The 16,232-nt window shown below is 70.7% G+C and carries 16 protein-coding genes and 1 pseudogene; 13 read left to right on the top strand and 4 right to left on the bottom strand.

Features of this window, described 5'->3' with window-relative positions; all coding sequences use genetic code 11:
- Positions 1 to 731: 731 nt before the first annotated feature.
- The 5 genes from ACGFIV_RS05570 to ACGFIV_RS05550 all read left to right on the top strand — a co-directional run bounded on the left by ACGFIV_RS05570 (position 732) and on the right by ACGFIV_RS05550 (position 5,324).
- The gene (locus ACGFIV_RS05570) at positions 732 to 1,706 is read left to right on the top strand and encodes an NAD-dependent epimerase/dehydratase family protein (RefSeq protein ID WP_392832283.1); all 975 of its coding nucleotides are present in this window, start codon (positions 732 to 734) and stop codon (positions 1,704 to 1,706) included.
- A complete protein-coding gene (locus ACGFIV_RS05565; RefSeq protein ID WP_358554664.1) occupies positions 1,703 to 2,278 on the top strand; it encodes a GNAT family N-acetyltransferase in 576 nt (191 codons plus the stop codon). The genes ACGFIV_RS05570 and ACGFIV_RS05565 overlap by 4 nt, the downstream gene beginning before the upstream one ends.
- Positions 2,279 to 2,432: 154 nt before the next feature.
- Positions 2,433 to 3,764, top strand: coding sequence for a Na+/H+ antiporter NhaA (nhaA, locus tag ACGFIV_RS05560; protein WP_392832278.1), 1,332 nt, complete (start codon positions 2,433 to 2,435; stop codon positions 3,762 to 3,764).
- A gap of 49 nt (positions 3,765 to 3,813) precedes the next feature.
- Positions 3,814 to 4,851, top strand: a complete 1,038-nt coding sequence (locus tag ACGFIV_RS05555) for a hypothetical protein (protein ID WP_392832275.1) — start codon at positions 3,814 to 3,816, stop codon at positions 4,849 to 4,851.
- Between the two features lie 260 nt (positions 4,852 to 5,111).
- Entirely contained in the window at positions 5,112 to 5,324 is a 213-nt protein-coding gene (locus ACGFIV_RS05550; RefSeq protein ID WP_392832272.1) for a hypothetical protein, read from the top strand.
- Positions 5,325 to 5,334: 10 nt separating this feature from the next.
- On the opposite strand, the gene ACGFIV_RS05545 is transcribed toward ACGFIV_RS05550, so the two are convergent.
- Positions 5,335 to 6,057, bottom strand: coding sequence for a FadR/GntR family transcriptional regulator (locus ACGFIV_RS05545; protein ID WP_392832269.1), 723 nt, complete (start codon positions 6,055 to 6,057; stop codon positions 5,335 to 5,337).
- A 213-nt stretch (positions 6,058 to 6,270) separates the two neighbouring features.
- Between ACGFIV_RS05545 and ACGFIV_RS05540 the strand changes: the two genes are divergently transcribed.
- The 4 genes from ACGFIV_RS05540 to ACGFIV_RS05525 all read left to right on the top strand — a co-directional run bounded on the left by ACGFIV_RS05540 (position 6,271) and on the right by ACGFIV_RS05525 (position 10,013).
- Entirely contained in the window at positions 6,271 to 6,810 is a 540-nt protein-coding gene (locus tag ACGFIV_RS05540; RefSeq protein WP_392832614.1) for a gluconokinase, read from the top strand.
- Position 6,811: 1 nt separating this feature from the next.
- A complete protein-coding gene (locus ACGFIV_RS05535) occupies positions 6,812 to 8,194 on the top strand; it encodes a GntP family permease (RefSeq protein ID WP_392832266.1) in 1,383 nt (460 codons plus the stop codon).
- A gap of 172 nt (positions 8,195 to 8,366) precedes the next feature.
- Positions 8,367 to 8,849, top strand: a complete 483-nt coding sequence (locus ACGFIV_RS05530; RefSeq protein WP_358554685.1) for a cation:proton antiporter regulatory subunit — start codon at positions 8,367 to 8,369, stop codon at positions 8,847 to 8,849.
- A gap of 6 nt (positions 8,850 to 8,855) precedes the next feature.
- Positions 8,856 to 10,013 carry a cation:proton antiporter gene (locus ACGFIV_RS05525; protein ID WP_358554688.1) on the top strand — a complete coding sequence of 386 codons (1,158 nt, stop codon included), beginning with the start codon at positions 8,856 to 8,858 and terminating at the stop codon, positions 10,011 to 10,013.
- Positions 10,014 to 10,045: 32 nt separating this feature from the next.
- On the opposite strand, the gene ACGFIV_RS05520 is transcribed toward ACGFIV_RS05525, so the two are convergent.
- Positions 10,046 to 10,870: an aldo/keto reductase gene (locus ACGFIV_RS05520; RefSeq protein WP_392832262.1), complete on the bottom strand. Its 825-nt coding sequence runs from the start codon at positions 10,868 to 10,870 to the stop codon at positions 10,046 to 10,048.
- Between the two features lie 116 nt (positions 10,871 to 10,986).
- Positions 10,987 to 11,031, bottom strand: a pseudogene (locus ACGFIV_RS05515) (hypothetical protein); the annotation flags it as partial.
- Between the two features lie 654 nt (positions 11,032 to 11,685).
- On the opposite strand from ACGFIV_RS05515, the gene ACGFIV_RS05510 reads away from it, so the two are divergent.
- Complete coding sequence (locus tag ACGFIV_RS05510; RefSeq protein ID WP_392832259.1) at positions 11,686 to 12,654, top strand: hypothetical protein; 969 nt, start codon at positions 11,686 to 11,688, stop codon at positions 12,652 to 12,654.
- Between the two features lie 24 nt (positions 12,655 to 12,678).
- Here ACGFIV_RS05510 and ACGFIV_RS05505 read toward each other — a convergent pair whose 3' ends face one another.
- Positions 12,679 to 12,957 (bottom strand): hypothetical protein, encoded by a 279-nt coding sequence (locus ACGFIV_RS05505; protein ID WP_392832256.1) that lies wholly within the window; start codon positions 12,955 to 12,957, stop codon positions 12,679 to 12,681.
- 400 nt (positions 12,958 to 13,357) lie between these two features.
- Between ACGFIV_RS05505 and istA the strand changes: the two genes are divergently transcribed.
- The 3 genes from istA (at position 13,358) to istB (ending at position 15,882) form a co-directional block, all read left to right on the top strand.
- The gene (gene istA, locus ACGFIV_RS05500; RefSeq protein WP_392832253.1) at positions 13,358 to 14,602 is read left to right on the top strand and encodes an IS21 family transposase; all 1,245 of its coding nucleotides are present in this window, start codon (positions 13,358 to 13,360) and stop codon (positions 14,600 to 14,602) included.
- Positions 14,599 to 14,889, top strand: coding sequence for a hypothetical protein (locus tag ACGFIV_RS05495; protein ID WP_392832251.1), 291 nt, complete (start codon positions 14,599 to 14,601; stop codon positions 14,887 to 14,889). Before istA ends, ACGFIV_RS05495 begins: the two co-directional genes overlap by 4 nt.
- A gap of 210 nt (positions 14,890 to 15,099) precedes the next feature.
- A complete protein-coding gene (istB, locus tag ACGFIV_RS05490; RefSeq protein ID WP_392832248.1) occupies positions 15,100 to 15,882 on the top strand; it encodes an IS21-like element helper ATPase IstB in 783 nt (260 codons plus the stop codon).
- Positions 15,883 to 16,232 lie beyond the last annotated feature (350 nt).

The raw sequence follows: 16,232 nt of genomic DNA, 5'->3' as shown, positions 1-16,232 counted from the left end.
TTATGCATGAAACAGGTGAGGAAGGGCTGGTGGGACGCGTTCGGACGCCGACCATCGCCTGGATCTTTCCGGTGTGGATTCGCGGTTGGATCCGCAGTGGATCGCCGCCCGCTTACGGTCGGCCGCCCGGTCGGCGGCAGGTCGGCGCTTGAGGATCATCGCCGGTGACGGGCTGGTTTGCGGATCTTGACATGTGGATCTTGGTGGGCCCCGAAGAGCCGATCTTGGAATCGTCCCCTGCGAGAGCAGGACGAGGGTGATGGGCGCCGAGGCCCGGCGCCCATCACTTGTCGTTCGCCTCGGCCCGGCGCGGAGCGCGCGACCACCGCCATGACCCCCTGCTGGGACGGATCCGCACGTTCCTCTCTAACCGTTCAGAAGCTGCATTCTGTATGGTTACGGATTTGTCGGTATATACAGCCATTGTCAAGTCGCGTCCTGCGGTCACCTCGGTGTTGCGGTCACCTCGGTGTTGCGGTCACCTCGGTGGACGTCGGCGTCGGAGGCGTGCCGGACGGTGGCGATGGCGGTCGCAGTCACCTCCTGCACAGGCCTGTTAAGCGCGCAGGCCGCCACCACTCCCCTGGGCCGCCCGCACATCCCTTACGCGACTCCGTCACGCCATCGGCCGATTGCGAAAAGTGTTCGAAATCGTCCTAGGTGGGCTTCCCCCGGGTGTCGCGGCGGCCGTGTTCGGGGTTTGTCGTAGGGGGCCCGTAGCATCGGGCGTCATGCGGGTGCTGGTTTTGGGTGGAGGGTCGTTCGTCGGCCGGGCGATCGTGGACGATTTCCTGCAGGGCGGTCATGAGGTGACGCTGTTCAGCCGTGGTCGCACCGGGGCCGGGTTGTTCCCGGGGGTGCCGCGGCGGGTGGGTGATCGTGACTCCGGTGACTACGCGTCGCTGCGCGAGGGTGTCTGGGACGCGGTGGTCGACGTGAGCGCGTACGTGCCGCGCCATGTGCGGCAGGCCGGTGAGGTGCTCGGTGACCGGGCCGGGCGGTATGTGTTCATCTCCAGCAACGCGGTGTACCGGCCGGGTGGCGGGCCCGGGTCCGATGAGGACGCGCCGCGTCTGCCGCCGGAGCGCGATACCGAGGTGATCGATGGGGCGACCTATGGGCCGCTCAAGGTGGCTTGCGAGGACGAGGTGCTGGCCCGGTACGGGCGGCGGGCGACGATCGTCCGCCCGGGGATCGTGGCCGGTCCGTACGATCAGCAGGATCTGTTCACCTACTGGGTGCGGCGGGCGGCGCGCGGCGGGCGGGTGGCCCTGCCAGGGGATCCCGGGCAGCCGGTGCAGGTGCTCGACTCGCGTGATCTGGCCCGCCTGGTGGTGCTGTTGGTGACCGGTGACCGGCCGGGGGTGTTCAACGCGGTGGGGCCGGCCGAGCCGGTGACGCTGGGTGGGCTGATCCAGGTGTGCGCGGCGGCGGCGGGCAGCCGGGTCGAGGTGGTGCCGGTGCCGCCTGGTGCGGTGCCGGGCGGGTTTCCGCTGGTGCGGGCCGATCCGGTCTGGGCTTTGACGTTTCAGCGGAGTGCGGCGCGGGCGCGGGCGGCGGGCATGCCGGCGACCCCGCTTGAGGTCACGGCGGCCGATGTGCTGGCCTGGGATCGGGGGCGGGGCGAGCCGCCGTTGTCGGAGGGGCCGTCCGCGCAGGAGGAGGAACGGTTGCTGGCCGGTGCCGGGTGGGAGGTCGGGGCGTGACCGTCGTGCTGCATGTCGCCGCCGGTGAGGGGGGTCCGGCGTTGCTGATGCGGCCTTGGGCCGAGCGGGACATCCCTGAGTTGATCGAGGTCTACCGTGATCCGGTGATGCGCCGGTGGACCCGGTTTCACGTCACCGATGAGCAGGACGCGCGGCGGTGGCTGGAGATCCAGCGGGTGGGCTGGAGTGGGGGCGGGCGGCTGAGTTTCGCGGTCCTTGAGGAGGCCGAGCCAGGGTCGGGGGTCCTTCGCCTGGTCGCCAACGTCGCGTTGAAGGGGCTCACCCCTGGTGGGGCGGGTGCGGAGGTCGGCTACTGGACCGCTGCGGCCGCGCGGGGGCGGGGTGTGGCGGGCCGGGCCCTTGAGCGGATGACGACATGGGCCTTCGAGGCGTTCGGCGGTGGTGGGCTCAGGTGTCTGCGGTTGCTCCATCAGGTCGACAACCTGGCCTCGTGCCGGGTGGCGGGCAAGTGCGGGTACGTCCTCGCGGGTGTGCTTCCCGCTCGTCCTCCGTTCCCGCTGGAGGGGCACGTGCACGCGCGGTACGCCCCGGACGGTTCCACCGCCGTATGAGGTTGTTGCTTTCGTGAGCGCGCTTACCTGCTGTTGAGGTGGGCCTCTCCCCTCCCCCGGTGGCGTCGTGGTGGGGATGGGGGCCGGTAGGGTGGGGCGAGGTGCGCCGGGAAGTCTGGTCGGCAGTGGATCCGCCTATTGACCGGGAGCGCCCATGACCGACGCCTCGCACCGCACGCCGGGATTGCTCACGCGGGGGTCGTGGGCCGAGGCGCGGCGGGTGGCCGCCATCTTGCGCGAGGAGACCGTTGGCGGGGCGTTGCTGCTGGCCGGTGCGGTGGCGGCGATGGTGTGGGCGAACTCTCCGTGGTCGGGCGGTTATGAGGCGTTGCGCTCGTTCAGGTTCGGGCCGGCGGCGGTGCATCTGGATCTGGAGGTGGCCGCCTGGGCGGCCGACGGGCTGCTGGCGATCTTCTTCTTCGTCGCGGGTCTGGAGCTGAAGCGCGAGTTCGTTGCGGGTGATCTGCGTCAGGTGCGCAGGGCGGTGGTGCCGGTGGCGGCGGCGGCCGGTGGTGTGGTCGTCCCTGCGGTGCTGTATCTGCTGTTCACCGTGGGTGCCGGTGCGGGGGCGGCGCGGGGGTGGGCGATCCCCACGGCGACCGATATCGCGTTCGCGCTGGCGGTGCTGGCGGTGGTCGGCCGGTTCCTGCCTTCGGCGTTGCGGACGTTCCTGCTCACTTTGGCCGTGGTGGACGACCTGATGGCCATCGTCATCATCGCCGGGTTCTACTCCTCGCAGTTGTCGGTGGTGGCGCTGGCGGGTGCCGTGGTGCCGTTGGCGCTGTTCGCGGTGCTGGTGCGGCGGGGGGTGCATCGGTGGTGGGTGCTGGTGCCGCTCGCGGGCCTGACGTGGGCGCTGGTGCATGCCTCGGGGGTGCATGCGACGGTCGCGGGTGTGCTGCTGGCGTTCACGGTCCCGGTCGCAGGGCCGGGCAGAGGGTCGGTCACGGTGGCGCCCGCCGGGCCGGGTGGGGATGGTGGGCGGGTGGATGAGGTGGGGCCGGCGGAGCGCTTCGAGCACCGGTTGCGGCCGATCTCGGCGGGTGTGGCGGTGCCGGTGTTCGCGTTCCTGTCGGCGGGGGTGGTCGTGGGCGGGCCGGGTGGTCTGGTGGAGGCCCTGACCGACCCGGTGGCGGTGGGTGTGGCCGTCGGGCTGGTCGCCGGGAAGCCGCTGGGCATCATGGCCGCGACCTGGCTGGTGGCCCGGTTCACCCGCGCCGATCTGGACGAGGGGCTGACCTGGGTCGATGTGCTGGGGCTGTCGGTGCTCGGCGGCATGGGGTTCACGGTGTCCCTGCTCATCGGGGAGTTGGCGTTCGGGGCGGGCGGGGGGCGCGGCGACCATGTCAAGATCGCGGTTCTGGCGGGGTCGTTGACGGCGGCGTTGCTGGCCGCTGTGGTCCTTCGGTTGCGGAACCGGGCTTACCGGCTCATCCACGAGGCCGATGCGGCTGTGCTGGGAGGGCGGGATGGTGCGGTGGAGTGAGACAAGCGGGGTGGGGCGACGGCTGGACCGAAGGGGGTGAGGGGGTGTGGTGAAGGTCCGGCTGGCGCGGGAGGTGGCGGCGCGGTGGGTCGCCGAGCACGCCGCCGGGGTGCCGGGGTTCGCGGGGGCGTTCCTGAGCGGGTCGGCGACGTGGCTGCCCGGTGAGGCCGAGCTGCCGCCGACCTCCGACGTGGACGTCATGGTGGTGACCTCCGGGTCGCGGGCTCCGGCCAAGCTGGGGAAGTTCTCCCGTGAGGGGGTCATGGTGGAGGTCACGTACCTGCCGTGGGATCAGATCGGGTCGGCCGAGGCGGTGCTGGGGTCCTGCCACCTGGCGGGGGGTCTGCGGGGTGGCAACGTCGTCGCCGATCCCACGGGGCGGTTGACCGTGTTGCAGGCGCGGGTCGCCGAGGGGTACGCGCGGCGCCGGTGGGTGCGGGCGCGGTGTGAGGACGCCGAGCGCAGGATCGTCGCGGGCCTTTGTTCGGTGGAGGTCTCGGCGCCGCCGCATGACCAGGTGATGGGGTGGCTGTTCCCGGCGGGGGTGAGCACGCATGTGCTGCTGAGCGCGGGGTTGCGTAATCCCACTGTCCGGTTGCGGTACGTGGCGGTGCGTGGGCTGCTCGCCGATTACGGCCGGCTGGAGTTTCATGAGCGGTTGCTGGAGTTGCTGGGGTGCGCGGGGATGACGGCCGCGCGGGCCGGGCATCATCTGGCGGCGATGGCGCGGGTGTTCGACGCCACCGTGCCGGTGGCCAGGACGCCGTTCTTGTTCTCCTCCGACATCGCCGCGGTGGCGAGGCCGATCGCGGTCGACGGGGGTCGTGAGCTGATCGAGCGGGGTCTGCATCGTGAGGCGGTCTTCTGGATCGTTGCCACCTATGCCCGGTGCCTGAAGATCCTTGCGGGTGATGCCCCGGCGATGGGTGAGCGGTTCTCCCCCGGTTTGTGGGAGTTGCTCGGCGATCTCGGCATCTCATCGCTGGAGGATCTGCGGTTGCGCGGGCGGGAGGTGGTGGATTTTCTGCCGCGTCTGCGGGAGGTCGCCGAGTTGGTGATGGCGGCCAACCCGGGGATCCGCGACTGATCTTGCGGCCGGTCTTGCGCGGCCGGTTGTCGGCGAGGTTCCGCCGTCCTTCGGCCCGGCGGGGGTACTCCGGTATGGAGATCTGATGGCCTTCCGCGTGTCCCGGTACAGGTCATGGGGGTGCGGGTACGGCTGGGAGCATGGACCGTTCCGAGGACCACGGCCGCGAGCCCGGGGCCCCGCCAGATCACCGCCGTCGTCCCGGCCGGGAGGGTCGGCCGCCGTCGCCTGGCCCCGGCCGGACCGGCATGCGGCACCGGGTGTCGCGTCCGCCGGGTGTCCGGCTGATCGCCGCCTGCGCCGGTGTGGTCGTCTTCGTGGTGCTGGCCGTCTATGGGGCGGTGCACCAGGCCTGGCTGTTGTTCTTTGCCGGCTGCGTGCTGACCGCCCTCACTGTGGCGTACGCGATCGTGGAGGGCGAGCGGTGGCGGCGGGGCGATGACGGCCCCGAGCCGGGTGACCACCAGCTCTGATCTCAGGTCGTCAGGGGTCTGAGGGGCTTTGGGCGGCGAGGATGGCGCGGTTGGTCTCCTCGAGGATGTCGCGCATGGCCCGCTCGGCGGCTGCGGGGTCGCCTGCCTGCACGGCCTGGGCGACCTCGGCGTGCCGGCGGATCGCCGCGGGCTCGGGGTGGGCGGGCATCAGGTGGTGGTGGGTGCGGCCGGCCAGTACTTCGGCGACCAGGTCGGTGAGCGCGCCCAGCATCTCGTTGCCGGAGGCCTCCAGCAGGGTGCGGTGGAAGGCGATGTCGGCGGCCAGGTAGGCCGGAAGGTCGCCGGATCTGCCGTGCACGGCCATCTGCATGACGGCGCCGGTGAGCACGCCGCACTGCTCGGGGGTGGCGTGCCTGGCGGCCAGGCCCGCGGCTACCGGCTCGACGCCGCGCCGCAGTTGCCCGAGGGAGGACAGCAGTTCGTCGCGGTCGTCGCCGTCGAGGCGCCAGCGGATGACGCGGGGGTCGAACAGGTTCCATGCCGTCCGGGGGGCGATGGTGACGCCGACGCGGCGGCGGCTGGTGACCAGGCCCATGGATTCAAGGACGCGGATGGCCTCGCGGATCACCGACCGGGACACCCCGAAGCGGTCTTCGAGTTGCTCGATCCTGAGCACGTGACCGGGGGGGAACGCGCCGGAGGTGATGAGGGCTCCGAACGCGTCGAGGACGCCGGCGTGCAGGCCCGCACTGATCTGGTCTTTGGTTCCCACGGTGGCCCATCTTCCCATGGTGAGCGGGTTCTGCATCCCACGAGGCCAAAAGGTATGATTAATTGGGCATTATCTCTTGATTACGGCTGATTATTCGTGACACCCTGTCGGGCAGTTCCACCCGAGAGGCTCCCCATGAACCCCACCGATCCCCCGCCCCCGACTCCCCCGGCCGTGCCGTTCCAAACCTTCGCGGCGCCGCTGCTGGTCGTCATGGGGGTGACCGGCTCCGGCAAGACCACCGTCGGCGCGGCCCTGGCCCAGCGGCTGCGGGTGCCGTTCGCCGACGCCGACGACTTCCACAGCGCGGCCAACGTGGCCAAGATGTCGGCCGGTGTCCCGCTGGAGGACGCCGACCGGCTGCCGTGGCTGCGTTCGATCGGCGCCTGGCTGGCCGGGCACGTCCCCGCCGGCGGGGTGGTGAGCTGCTCGGCGCTCAAGCGCTCCTACCGCGATGTGCTGCGTGAGGCGGCGCCGGGCGTGGGTTTCGTCCACCTGCACGGCGAGCAGGAGGTGGTGCGGCGGCGGGTGGCGGGCCGTCCGGGGCATTTCATGCCCGCTTCCCTGGTCGCCTCGCAGTTTCAGACGCTGGAGCCGCTGGAGCCCGACGAGCGCGGCGTGGTGCTGGACCTCGGCAGGTCCGTCGACGAGCTGGTGGAGGACTACCTGGCCGCCGCGCCCCTTCCCGAGTCCCCGCCGATGATCCCGCCGCCTCCCGCGGCCCCGCCTCCCCTCGCGGGCGAAGGAGACTGAGATGGCCCCCGCGCTGTTCGCCCTGGCCGCGCCGGAGACGGCCGTTTCGACCGGGCGGCTGCTGCCCGCGGCGCTGATCGGCATCGCGCTGATCGTCGTGCTGATCACCCGGTTCCGGTTGCACCCTTTCCTGAGCCTGACGCTCGGGTCGCTGGCGGTGGGCGCGGTCGCGGGCCTGCCGATGGCGGATGTGATCACGAGTTTCACCGGCGGGTTCGGCAGTACGGCCGCGGGTGTGGGCACGCTGATCGCGCTGGGGGCGATGTTCGGCAAGCTGCTGGCCGACTCGGGCGGGGCCGGTGAGATCGTGGACACCATCGTCGGACGCTCGGGCCCGCGTTCCCTGCCGTGGGCGATGGCGGCGGTGGGCGCGCTGATCGGCCTGCCGATGTTCTTCGAGATCGGGCTCGTGCTGCTGATGCCGGTGGTCTTCTTGGTGGCGCGCCGTTCGGGGTTGTCGCTGGTGCGGGTGGGTGTCCCGGCGCTCGCCGGTCTTTCGGTGATGCACGGGCTGGTGCCGCCGCACCCGGGGCCGCTGGTGGCCGTCGACGCGCTCAAGGCCGACCTCGGTATCACGCTGGGTCTTGGGGTGCTGATCGCGGTGCCGACGGTGGCGATCGCCGGTCCGCTGTTCGCCCGGTTCGCCGCGCGGTGGGTTGATGTCCCGGCGCCGGAGCTGTTCGAGGGGCGGCGCGATGAGGTCGGGGCGCAGGTGCGGCGGCCCTCGTTCGGCGTCACGGTGGCCACCGTTTCGCTGCCGGTGGTGCTGATGATGGGCAAGGCGGTGGCCGATCTGCTGGCCGCCGAGGGGAGCGTGGTGCGTTCGGCGCTGGACTTTTTCGGGACTCCTTTGGTGGCGCTGCTCATCGCGGTCCTGGTGGCGATCTTCACGTTGGGGCGTGGGGCGGGCATGGACCGCAAGGCGCTGGCCGCTTCTTTGGAGGGGGCGCTGCCGCCGATCGCGGGCATCTTGCTGATCGTGGCGGCGGGCGGCGGGTTCAAGCAGACGCTGGTCGACAGCGGCATCGGCAAGCTGGTAGCCGACTGGGTGCAGAGCAGCGGCCTGTCGGTGCTGTTGCTGGCGTGGCTGGTCGCGGTGCTGATCCGCCTGGCCACCGGGTCGGCTACGGTGGCCACCGTCACCGCCTCGGGGATTTTGGCGCCGCTGGTCACCACGCTGGACACCGGGCAGACCTCGCTGCTGGTGCTGGCCGTCGGCGCGGGGTCGCTGTTTTTCTCCCATGTCAACGACGCGGGGTTCTGGCTGGTCAAGGAGTATTTCGGTCTGAGCGTGGGCCAGAACCTGAAGACCTGGTCGGCGATGGAGACGGTGATCTCGGTGGTCGGGCTGGTGTTGGTGCTCGCGGTGAGCCTGGTGGTGTGAGGGCCGCCTGGCGCTCATGTGGTCGCCGCCGGGCCTGAAGATCGCGATGGGCTTCCGGTGTGCTCGCCTCGTGCTAACCTCACAGGCGTTCGTCCTGGTATGTGGATTTATATCCCGTTGCCGGGGTGGGCGCGGGCAACGGTTGTCGTACAGCTGAATGGGGCGAGGCTCGGTGGAGATCGAACAGACCGCACTGCCGGGCATAGGGCTCAAACACGAGTTCACCACCCAGTCCGGCCGCAGGGTCGCCGTGGTCTCCCACCGCGGGGGCCGGCGCGACCTGGTCATCTACGACCGCCACGACCCCGACCGGGCGTGTGAGGCGATCCAGCTGAACGACGAGGAGGCCGACGCGCTGGTCGAGCTGCTCGGCGCCCCCCGCATCGTCCAGCGGCTCAACGCCCTGCACCGCGAGGTCGAGGGGCTGGTCAGCGTGCAGCTGCCGATCCTGCCCGACTCCCCCTACGCCGAGCGGCCGATGGGCGACGCCCGCGTGCGCACCCGTACCGGCGCCTCCATCGTGGCCGTCGTCCGGGGCGGGCAGGTGCACGCCAGCCCCAACCCCGACTTCCCGCTCGCCAGCGGGGACGTGGTCGTGGTGGTGGGCAGTCCCGAAAGCACCTCCGCCGTCGCCGACATCCTTACCCACGGATAAGCCGGCGTGCACACGGCGACACTTTTCATCGAGCTCGGCGGTATCGTCCTCGCGCTCGGCGTGCTCGGAGCACTGGCGCTGCGTGCCGGAATCTCCCCCATCCCGCTGTACCTGCTGGCCGGGCTCGCGTTCGGCCAGGGCGGCATCCTGCCCCTGGCGACCAGCGAGGACTTCATCGCCGTCGGCGCCGAGCTCGGGGTCGTGCTGCTGCTGCTGACCCTTGGCCTTGAGTACAACGCCGACGAGCTGGTCACCAGCCTGCGCGGCAACGCCCGGGGCGGCCTGGTCGACCTGGTGCTCAACGCCGCGCCGGGCGCGGTGGCCGCCGTGGTGCTCGGCTGGGGTCCGGTCGCGGCGGTGGCGATGGCCGGGGTGACGTACGCGACCTCCTCCGGCATCACCGCCAAGGTGCTGTCCGACCTCGGGTGGATCGGCAACCGCGAGACCCCGGTGGTGCTGTCGCTGCTGGTCTTCGAGGACCTGACGATGGCGTTGTACCTGCCGATCCTCACCGCGATCCTGGCCGGGGTGAGCCTGATGGGCGGCGCGATCACCGTCGCGATCGCCCTGGCCACCGTCAGCGTGGTCCTTTTGGTCGCGCTGCGCTACGGCCGGTGGATCGAGGCGTTCGTGGCCAGCCCCAACTCCGAGGTGCTGCTGCTGAAGGTGATGGGCCTGGCCCTGCTGGTGGCGGGCGTGGCCCAGCAGCTGCAGGTGTCGGCGGCGGTCGGGGCGTTCCTGGTCGGCATCGCGCTGTCGGGCGAGCTGGCCCACGAGGCGCGGGCGTTGCTGATCCCGTTGCGCGACCTGTTCGCCGCGGTGTTCTTCGTGTTCTTCGGGTTGCAGACCGACCCGGCGGCGATCTGGCCGATGGCCGGTACGGCCGCGCTGCTGGCCCTGATCAGCATGGTGACCAAGCTGGCCACCGGCGTGTACGCCGCGCGCCGGGCGGGCATCGCCAGGGCCGGTCAGGCCCGGGCGGGTATCGCGCTGATCCCGCGCGGCGAGTTCAACATCGTCATCGCCGGGCTGGCGGTGGCGGCCGGGGCGCATCCGGATCTCGGGCCGCTGGCCGCGGGGTACGTGCTGATCCTTGCGGCGTTCGGGCCGCTGGCGGCCCGGCTGCTCCAGCCGCTCATCGCGGTGGTCGCCCGCCGGGCCTGACCCCTGCTGCCCCCGGTGATCGGCGGTTCCGCTCAGGCCGCGGCGCGCTCGGGCGCCGGGCGGCGCCGGAGGGCGGGGTCGGTCAGCGCCGGCGGGCTCCATGCCCCGTCCGGGTGGCGGGCGTCGGTGCCGGGTGGCACGATCTCGTCGATCCGGTCGAGGGTGGCGTCGTCCAGGGTGAGCGAGGCGCCCTTGAGCAGTTCCTCCAGTTGCCGCATCGTGCGCGGCCCGGTGATCACCGAGGTGACGGCCGGGTGCGCCGCGGCGAAGGCCACGGCCAGTTCGGGCAGTGAGCGGCCGATGCCGTCGGCCACCTCGATCAGCCGTTCGACGAGGTCGAGCTTGGCGGCGTTCACCGGTAGGGCGGGGTCGAAGCGCGCGGGGGTGAGCGCGGCGCGGCCGGTGGACAGGTCGGCGGGACGGTCCTTGCGGTACCTGCCGGTGAGAAAGCCCGAGGCCAGGGGGCTCCAGGTCAGTACCCCCATGCCGTAGCGCCGGCAGACCGGGAGCACCGAGGATTCGATTCCCCGGGCGAGCAGCGAGTAGGGGGGCTGCTCGGTCCTGAAGCGTTGCAGGCCGCGGCGTTCGGCGACGTGGTGGGCCTCGACGATCTGCTCGGCCGGGAAGGTGGAGCAGCCAAAGGCGCGGATCTTCCCCTGGTTTACCAGGTCGCCGAGCGCCGAGAGGGTCTCCTTGATGTCGGGGGTGTGGTCGGGGCGGTGGATCTGGTAAAGGTCGATCCAGTCGGTCCGCAGGCGCCGCAGGCTCTCCTCGACCTCCTTGACGATCCAGCGCCGGGAGTTGCCGCCGCGGTTGGGCCCCTCGCCCATCCGGAAGTGCACCTTGGTGGCGAGCACGACCTCATCACGGCGGCCTTGGAGCGCCTTTCCCACGATCTGCTCGGACTCGCCCGCCGAGACATGTCGGCGGTGTCGACGAAGTTGATCCCCTGGTCGAGGGCGGCGTGGACGATGCGGGCGCACTCCTGGTGGTCGGGGTTGCCGGCGGAGCCGAACATCATGGTCCCGAGGCAGTGGGCGCTCACCTCGATGCCGGTGCCGCCGAGGACGCGGCAGCGCATGGTCGTGCTCCCTTGCTGGTCGTCGCGGGTACGCGCGCGGGCCGGGCCGTTCGGCCCGTCGGTGGCCGGCGGCGGCTCGTACCCTAGGTTCTGGAGCGGACTCGGGGTCTGATACTGGTGGGCTCGCCTATTCAACTGTCGCGAGTTGTCGTTCCCGTAGGGCCTGAAGGTGACGTTCCGTGTTCCCCGGCGGCGTAGCGGTCCCATGATCCGCCGCTCTCCCTGAGGAGACGGGCAGTGGTCTTGTCGTGGTAACCGAGGGCGTCGGCGACCACGGGTGCAGGGATCTCAAGAAGTTGCTGCCGGATGGCGGCGCCGCGGGCGGCGGCAGCGGGGACGCCGATCTCGTTGAGAAGCGCGGATAGGTGGTCGGGGCGGCAGGGTTGGCCTGCTCGACGGCCGGGAAACAGCCAGCGGGAGGCTCGCTTGGTGGCGGTGTTCATGTGGTGTCCCCTTAGCGGAAATCAGGATTTCGGGATTTTTGATCTTGGTCAACCCCACCTACGCGGGGGAGCACGGCAGAGGGAGCACGATGACGGCAGGACCACCGGCACGGGTCGCGATCACCATAACGGCCGGGAGCTAGTCGTCGTGTCCGCTGACCTGGAGCTCGTGCGCCGGGGGCACCCGGCTACCACCACGGTGGTGACCACACGGCCGGGCCGCAGGCTGTCGGCCTCGGTCGCCCGCCGCGTGGCCAAATCGATCCCCGTCTCCTCCCGCACCGCCCGCGCCTGGCGCTGGCAGACCTACGCCGACTGGTGCACACAGGCGGGCTTCGTCACCGACGAACCCGGCGCGGTGCCGTCGTTCTTGGCGCATCTGGCCGACCGCGGTCACCCGGTGGGCACGCTGCGTGCCTTTGCCGGTACTCTGCGCGCGATGCTGGCGTTGGATCAGGCCCCGTTGGACGCCGAGGACCTGAAGTACTGCGAGCGGGTCATCGTGGGCCGGGCCCAGGAGATCGCCGACGACCCCACCGCCAAGCCCGGCCCGCTGCAGGCCGACCCCGTCACCCCCGAGGACCTGCGGGCGATGGTCCGCGCGCTGCCGGCCACCGCGCGCGGCATCCGCGACCGGGCGCTGCTGCTCCTGGACTGGTGGATGGCCGGTCGCTGCTCGGAGCCGGCCGCGCTGAACCTGCAGGACGTCGTCATCACCACCGCCGGCCAAGAAGACTGGCTGTGCCAGGTCTGCGGGCTGGGCGCACCGAGCGAGGCCGTCGTGCTCACCCGGCCCGGCGGGCGCCTGGTGACCAGTGCGGTGCTGCATCCCAGATGCGCCGAGCTCGCCCTGGCGGTCTGCCCGGCCCTGGCCGAAAAGGTGGTCCGCGCCACCGTGCCCGCGGCAGAACTCCTCGCCGACGGCCTGCCGCTCTCCTCGGCTCCGAAAGGCGTCGACAGGCGGCACTGGCAGCTGACCACGAAGGCTCTGACCTCGGCGACACCGCTTCCACCACGGCAACCCGGGCATCAGCTCCCCGGCCACAGTCCGCGCGACGCTCGGCCTGTCGATCGCCCCCGCCCCGCACGACTCCCAACCACCGCGTGGCGATCGTGAGGGAGATGTGACGCACGGCCCACTTCAACTGCCGGCGGTCTTATAGCGCGTGACCGTTGCAACCGGTGCATGGCCGTCGATCACACCCGCGTACGGGGCGATCACCTGCGGCTGGGTGCCCTTACGCGATGAGGCCTTGGGTGGGCCGACCGGTCCGGGCTGGGAGAGGTACTTCTTGACGGTGCGCCAGTCCACCCCGCAGACCTCGGCGATCTCTTTGTAGGTGGCGCCTGCTTCGTGCAGGGCGCGGAAGCGTCGTAGGTTCATCCAGGACTCCTGATCCAGGATCATGAAGGTTGTCATCTTTCGGGTTGTCTGCTTGGCCGCTGACAACCCGAAGGATGATCAACTTCGTGGCGAGTGCGTGTTCAACTCGCCGGAGCCCTACCTACACGTGAGGTCGTACGCGGACACCCTGGGTCGATCAGATCCTCGGCCATAGTACGGCCACCCGCAGGGATCATCCCCGCCATGCGAGGGTCGACGTCAGCAGTCGATCACCCCGTGCAGCGCCTTGGATCATTCCCGGAGGTGCAGGGTCGACGGAGGCCACCTCCGTCCTGCCAGCCGCGCGTACGGATCATCCCGGCAGGCGCGGGGCCGACACGGTGGGCAGCGGATGGGCGAGGTCGCTGGTGGGTCGGAGCCGTCCACCTACTCGGGAGCATCCCCGCGTGCGCGGGGCGAAGGTGGCACTCGCGCTGTGCCTGGACCTGTGGGCGGGAGCATCCCGCGTGCGCGGGGCGAGGCCCGACATCTACGCCCCGCGTCCACCATCCACGAGCGGCTGGTCACCGAGCACGGTTTCGACCATTCCTATCAACGGGTGAAACTGTATGTCGCCCAGGCCCGGCCCAGGATCGCCGCCGAGCAGGGCAGCAGCCCGCAGGCCGAGCGGATGCGGGGCCTGCACCGGCGGTTCGAGGTCACCCCAGGGGCACAGGCCCAGGTCGACTGGGGCGAGGAAGGCAGCCTGCTCGCCCATGCCGGGATCGGCAAGGTGTACTCCTTCCACATGACGCTGTCGTACTCGCGCGACCCGTTTTGCGTCTACACCACCTCTACCGGCCTGGTCACCTTCTTCGACTGCCACCGGCGGGCGTTCGCCCACTTCGGTGGGGTCCCCGGATCGATCGTCTACGACCGCACCAAGACGGTGGTCAAACGGCACGTCGCGCCGGGACAGCCGGTGCCGTTGCACCCCGAAGCCGCGGCGTTCGCCGCGCACTACGGGTTCGAGGTCGACCCGCTGGCCGCCTACCGGCCCACCGGCAAGGGCCGGGTGGAGCGGCAGGTCGACATCGTGCGCGCGCACGTGCTCGCCGGACGCCTCTTCAACAGCCTGGAGGAACTGAACGCGGCGTTCGCCGGGTGGCTGCCCCTGCGCCGCGCCCAGCGGCACCGCACGCACGGACAGATCATCGCCGAGCGCGCCCAGGCCGATCGGGCCGCGCTCGGCCCGCTGCCCGATCTGCCCTATGTGGTGGCCGACCATCACCTGCGCCGGGTCGGCAAGGACTGCCTGGTCAGCTTCGAAGCCTCGATGTATTCGGTGCCCGCCCAGGCGGTGCGGGCGGGGCAGCGGGTACAAGTCCGCGCCTGCGCTGACACCATCGCCATCCACGCGTTGCAAGCCGACGGGGGCGGCGTGCTAGCGGTGCACCCCCGCGCTGCGCGCCGCGGGTCATGGATGGTCGACCCATCCCACTGGGACGGGCTACCCGACGGGCACACCCGCGCCACCGTCATCGAAAGGGCCGATGCCGGCCGGGCCGCCCCGCCCACTCACGCCACGGGCATGGCCGCAGGCCAGGGCGGCGATCCCAACCCGCTGGCGGCGCTTTTGGCCGCCCATCCCGCCGCGGCCACCCCGGTCACCCGCCGGGCGCTGACCGACTACGACCGGGCCGCGTTCCTGATCGCCTGGGACCGGGAGACGAGCCGATGACCTCACTGCCCGGCACGCCCACGCTCGCCACGCCCACGCCCACGCCTGGCGGAACGTTCCGTCGCCGCGGTGACCAAGCCCTGTTCGGCATCGCCGGACTGGACCAGTGCGTGCCGCTTCACCGCGGCGAACTGGAGGAGATCGCCTACCTGATCACGCTGCTGGAGGACTGGCTGCTGCATGCCGGCGACGAGGTCTGGGCCGAGTTGGCCGACTTCGCTCGTGCCGGCGAGTGGCCGACCTCCTCCAGGATCTGGGCACCCAATCGGTCAAGCTGCACACCCTGATCCGCGCGATCGGCTTACCCGGTCAGCCGATATCGCCGATCGATCCGTTCGGCCCGGGCGGCCCTACCGGCACGCCGGCCCACCCGATCAGGCTTGGCCGCCGACGCCACCGGCACGCCACCGGCCACCCAGGCCGACACCACACCTACCGTCCACCCCTCACCGCCCACCGCCCACCGCCCACCGCCCGCGAGCAAGGAGACCCTGGTCATGAGTGAACTCATCGCCACCTGCATCCGCGACACCGCGACCAAACTCGGCCTGCTCCACCTCGCCGACACCTTTCCCGGCCTGGTCAAACGCGCCGAAGACGCGACCATGGGCTACCTGGACTTCCTCGATCTGGCCCTCGGCGAAGAAGCCGGAGTCAAAGACGGCCGCCGCTTCCGCAACGCCCTCAAGCTGTCCGGACTACCGCACCATAAGACCCTCGACGACTTCGACTTCACCTTCCAGCCCGACCTGGACGTCCGCAAGATCCGCGACCTGGCCACTCTCGGCTTCGTTGAATCCCGCGCCAACATCGCCCTGCTCGGACCGCCCGGCGTCGGCAAGAGCCACCTGGCCGTCGCGCTCGCCGTCGCCGCCTGCCAGACCGGCTACAGCGTCTACTTCACCAGCCTGGACGACCTGGTCGGCAAACTCCGCCTCGCCGACGCCCAGGGCAAACTCGGCTGGCAGATCCGCTCCTACCTGCGCCCCGCCCTTCTGGTCATCGATGAAGTCGGCTACCTGCCCCTGGACCGCACCGACGCCAACCTCGTCTTCCAGCTGGTCTCCCGCCGCTACGAGAAAGGGTCGATCATCATCACCAGCAACAAAGCCTTCAGCGAATGGGGCCATGTCTTCACCGACGAGGTCCTGGCCACCGCCATCCTCGGCCGGTTCCTGCCCCACTGCGATGTGATCTCCATCAACGGACCCAGCTGGCGACTCAAGGACCGGCTGGCCAGCCCTGATCCATCACCAATGGCACCCATTGTGACAGACTGATCACGCTGGAGTCGAACGACATCCGAGGTCGTACGCGGACACAGGGACATCACCCAAGGCGTCCACCAAGTACGACACAGCAACCCCGCCTCGAACTTGACACGGTCCCGCCTGCCTCCCCATCCGGCCATCGTCAGCGCCGAGGACTTTAACCATGCCTAGCACGCTCCCACGATCCTCGGCGCCCCGGAGCTATCTACTCAGCGGCCTGCCGCGCTGTGGTCATTGCCGGCGCGCCCGAGCATCTAGGTGCGCTGCTCATCCGTACTGTCGCAGCGGCGCAAGACCGAGGCGAGCTTGAGATCATCGAGAGCACTCGGGTGCTGCCCGACCAAGTGCAGCTCTGCCCT

This window comes from Sphaerisporangium sp. NPDC049003 (assembly GCF_043197795.1).
Classification (GTDB): domain Bacteria; phylum Actinomycetota; class Actinomycetes; order Streptosporangiales; family Streptosporangiaceae; genus Sphaerisporangium.
Note: the sequence above shows the minus strand (reverse complement) of the source record. Positions and strands in the feature narration are given on the sequence as shown.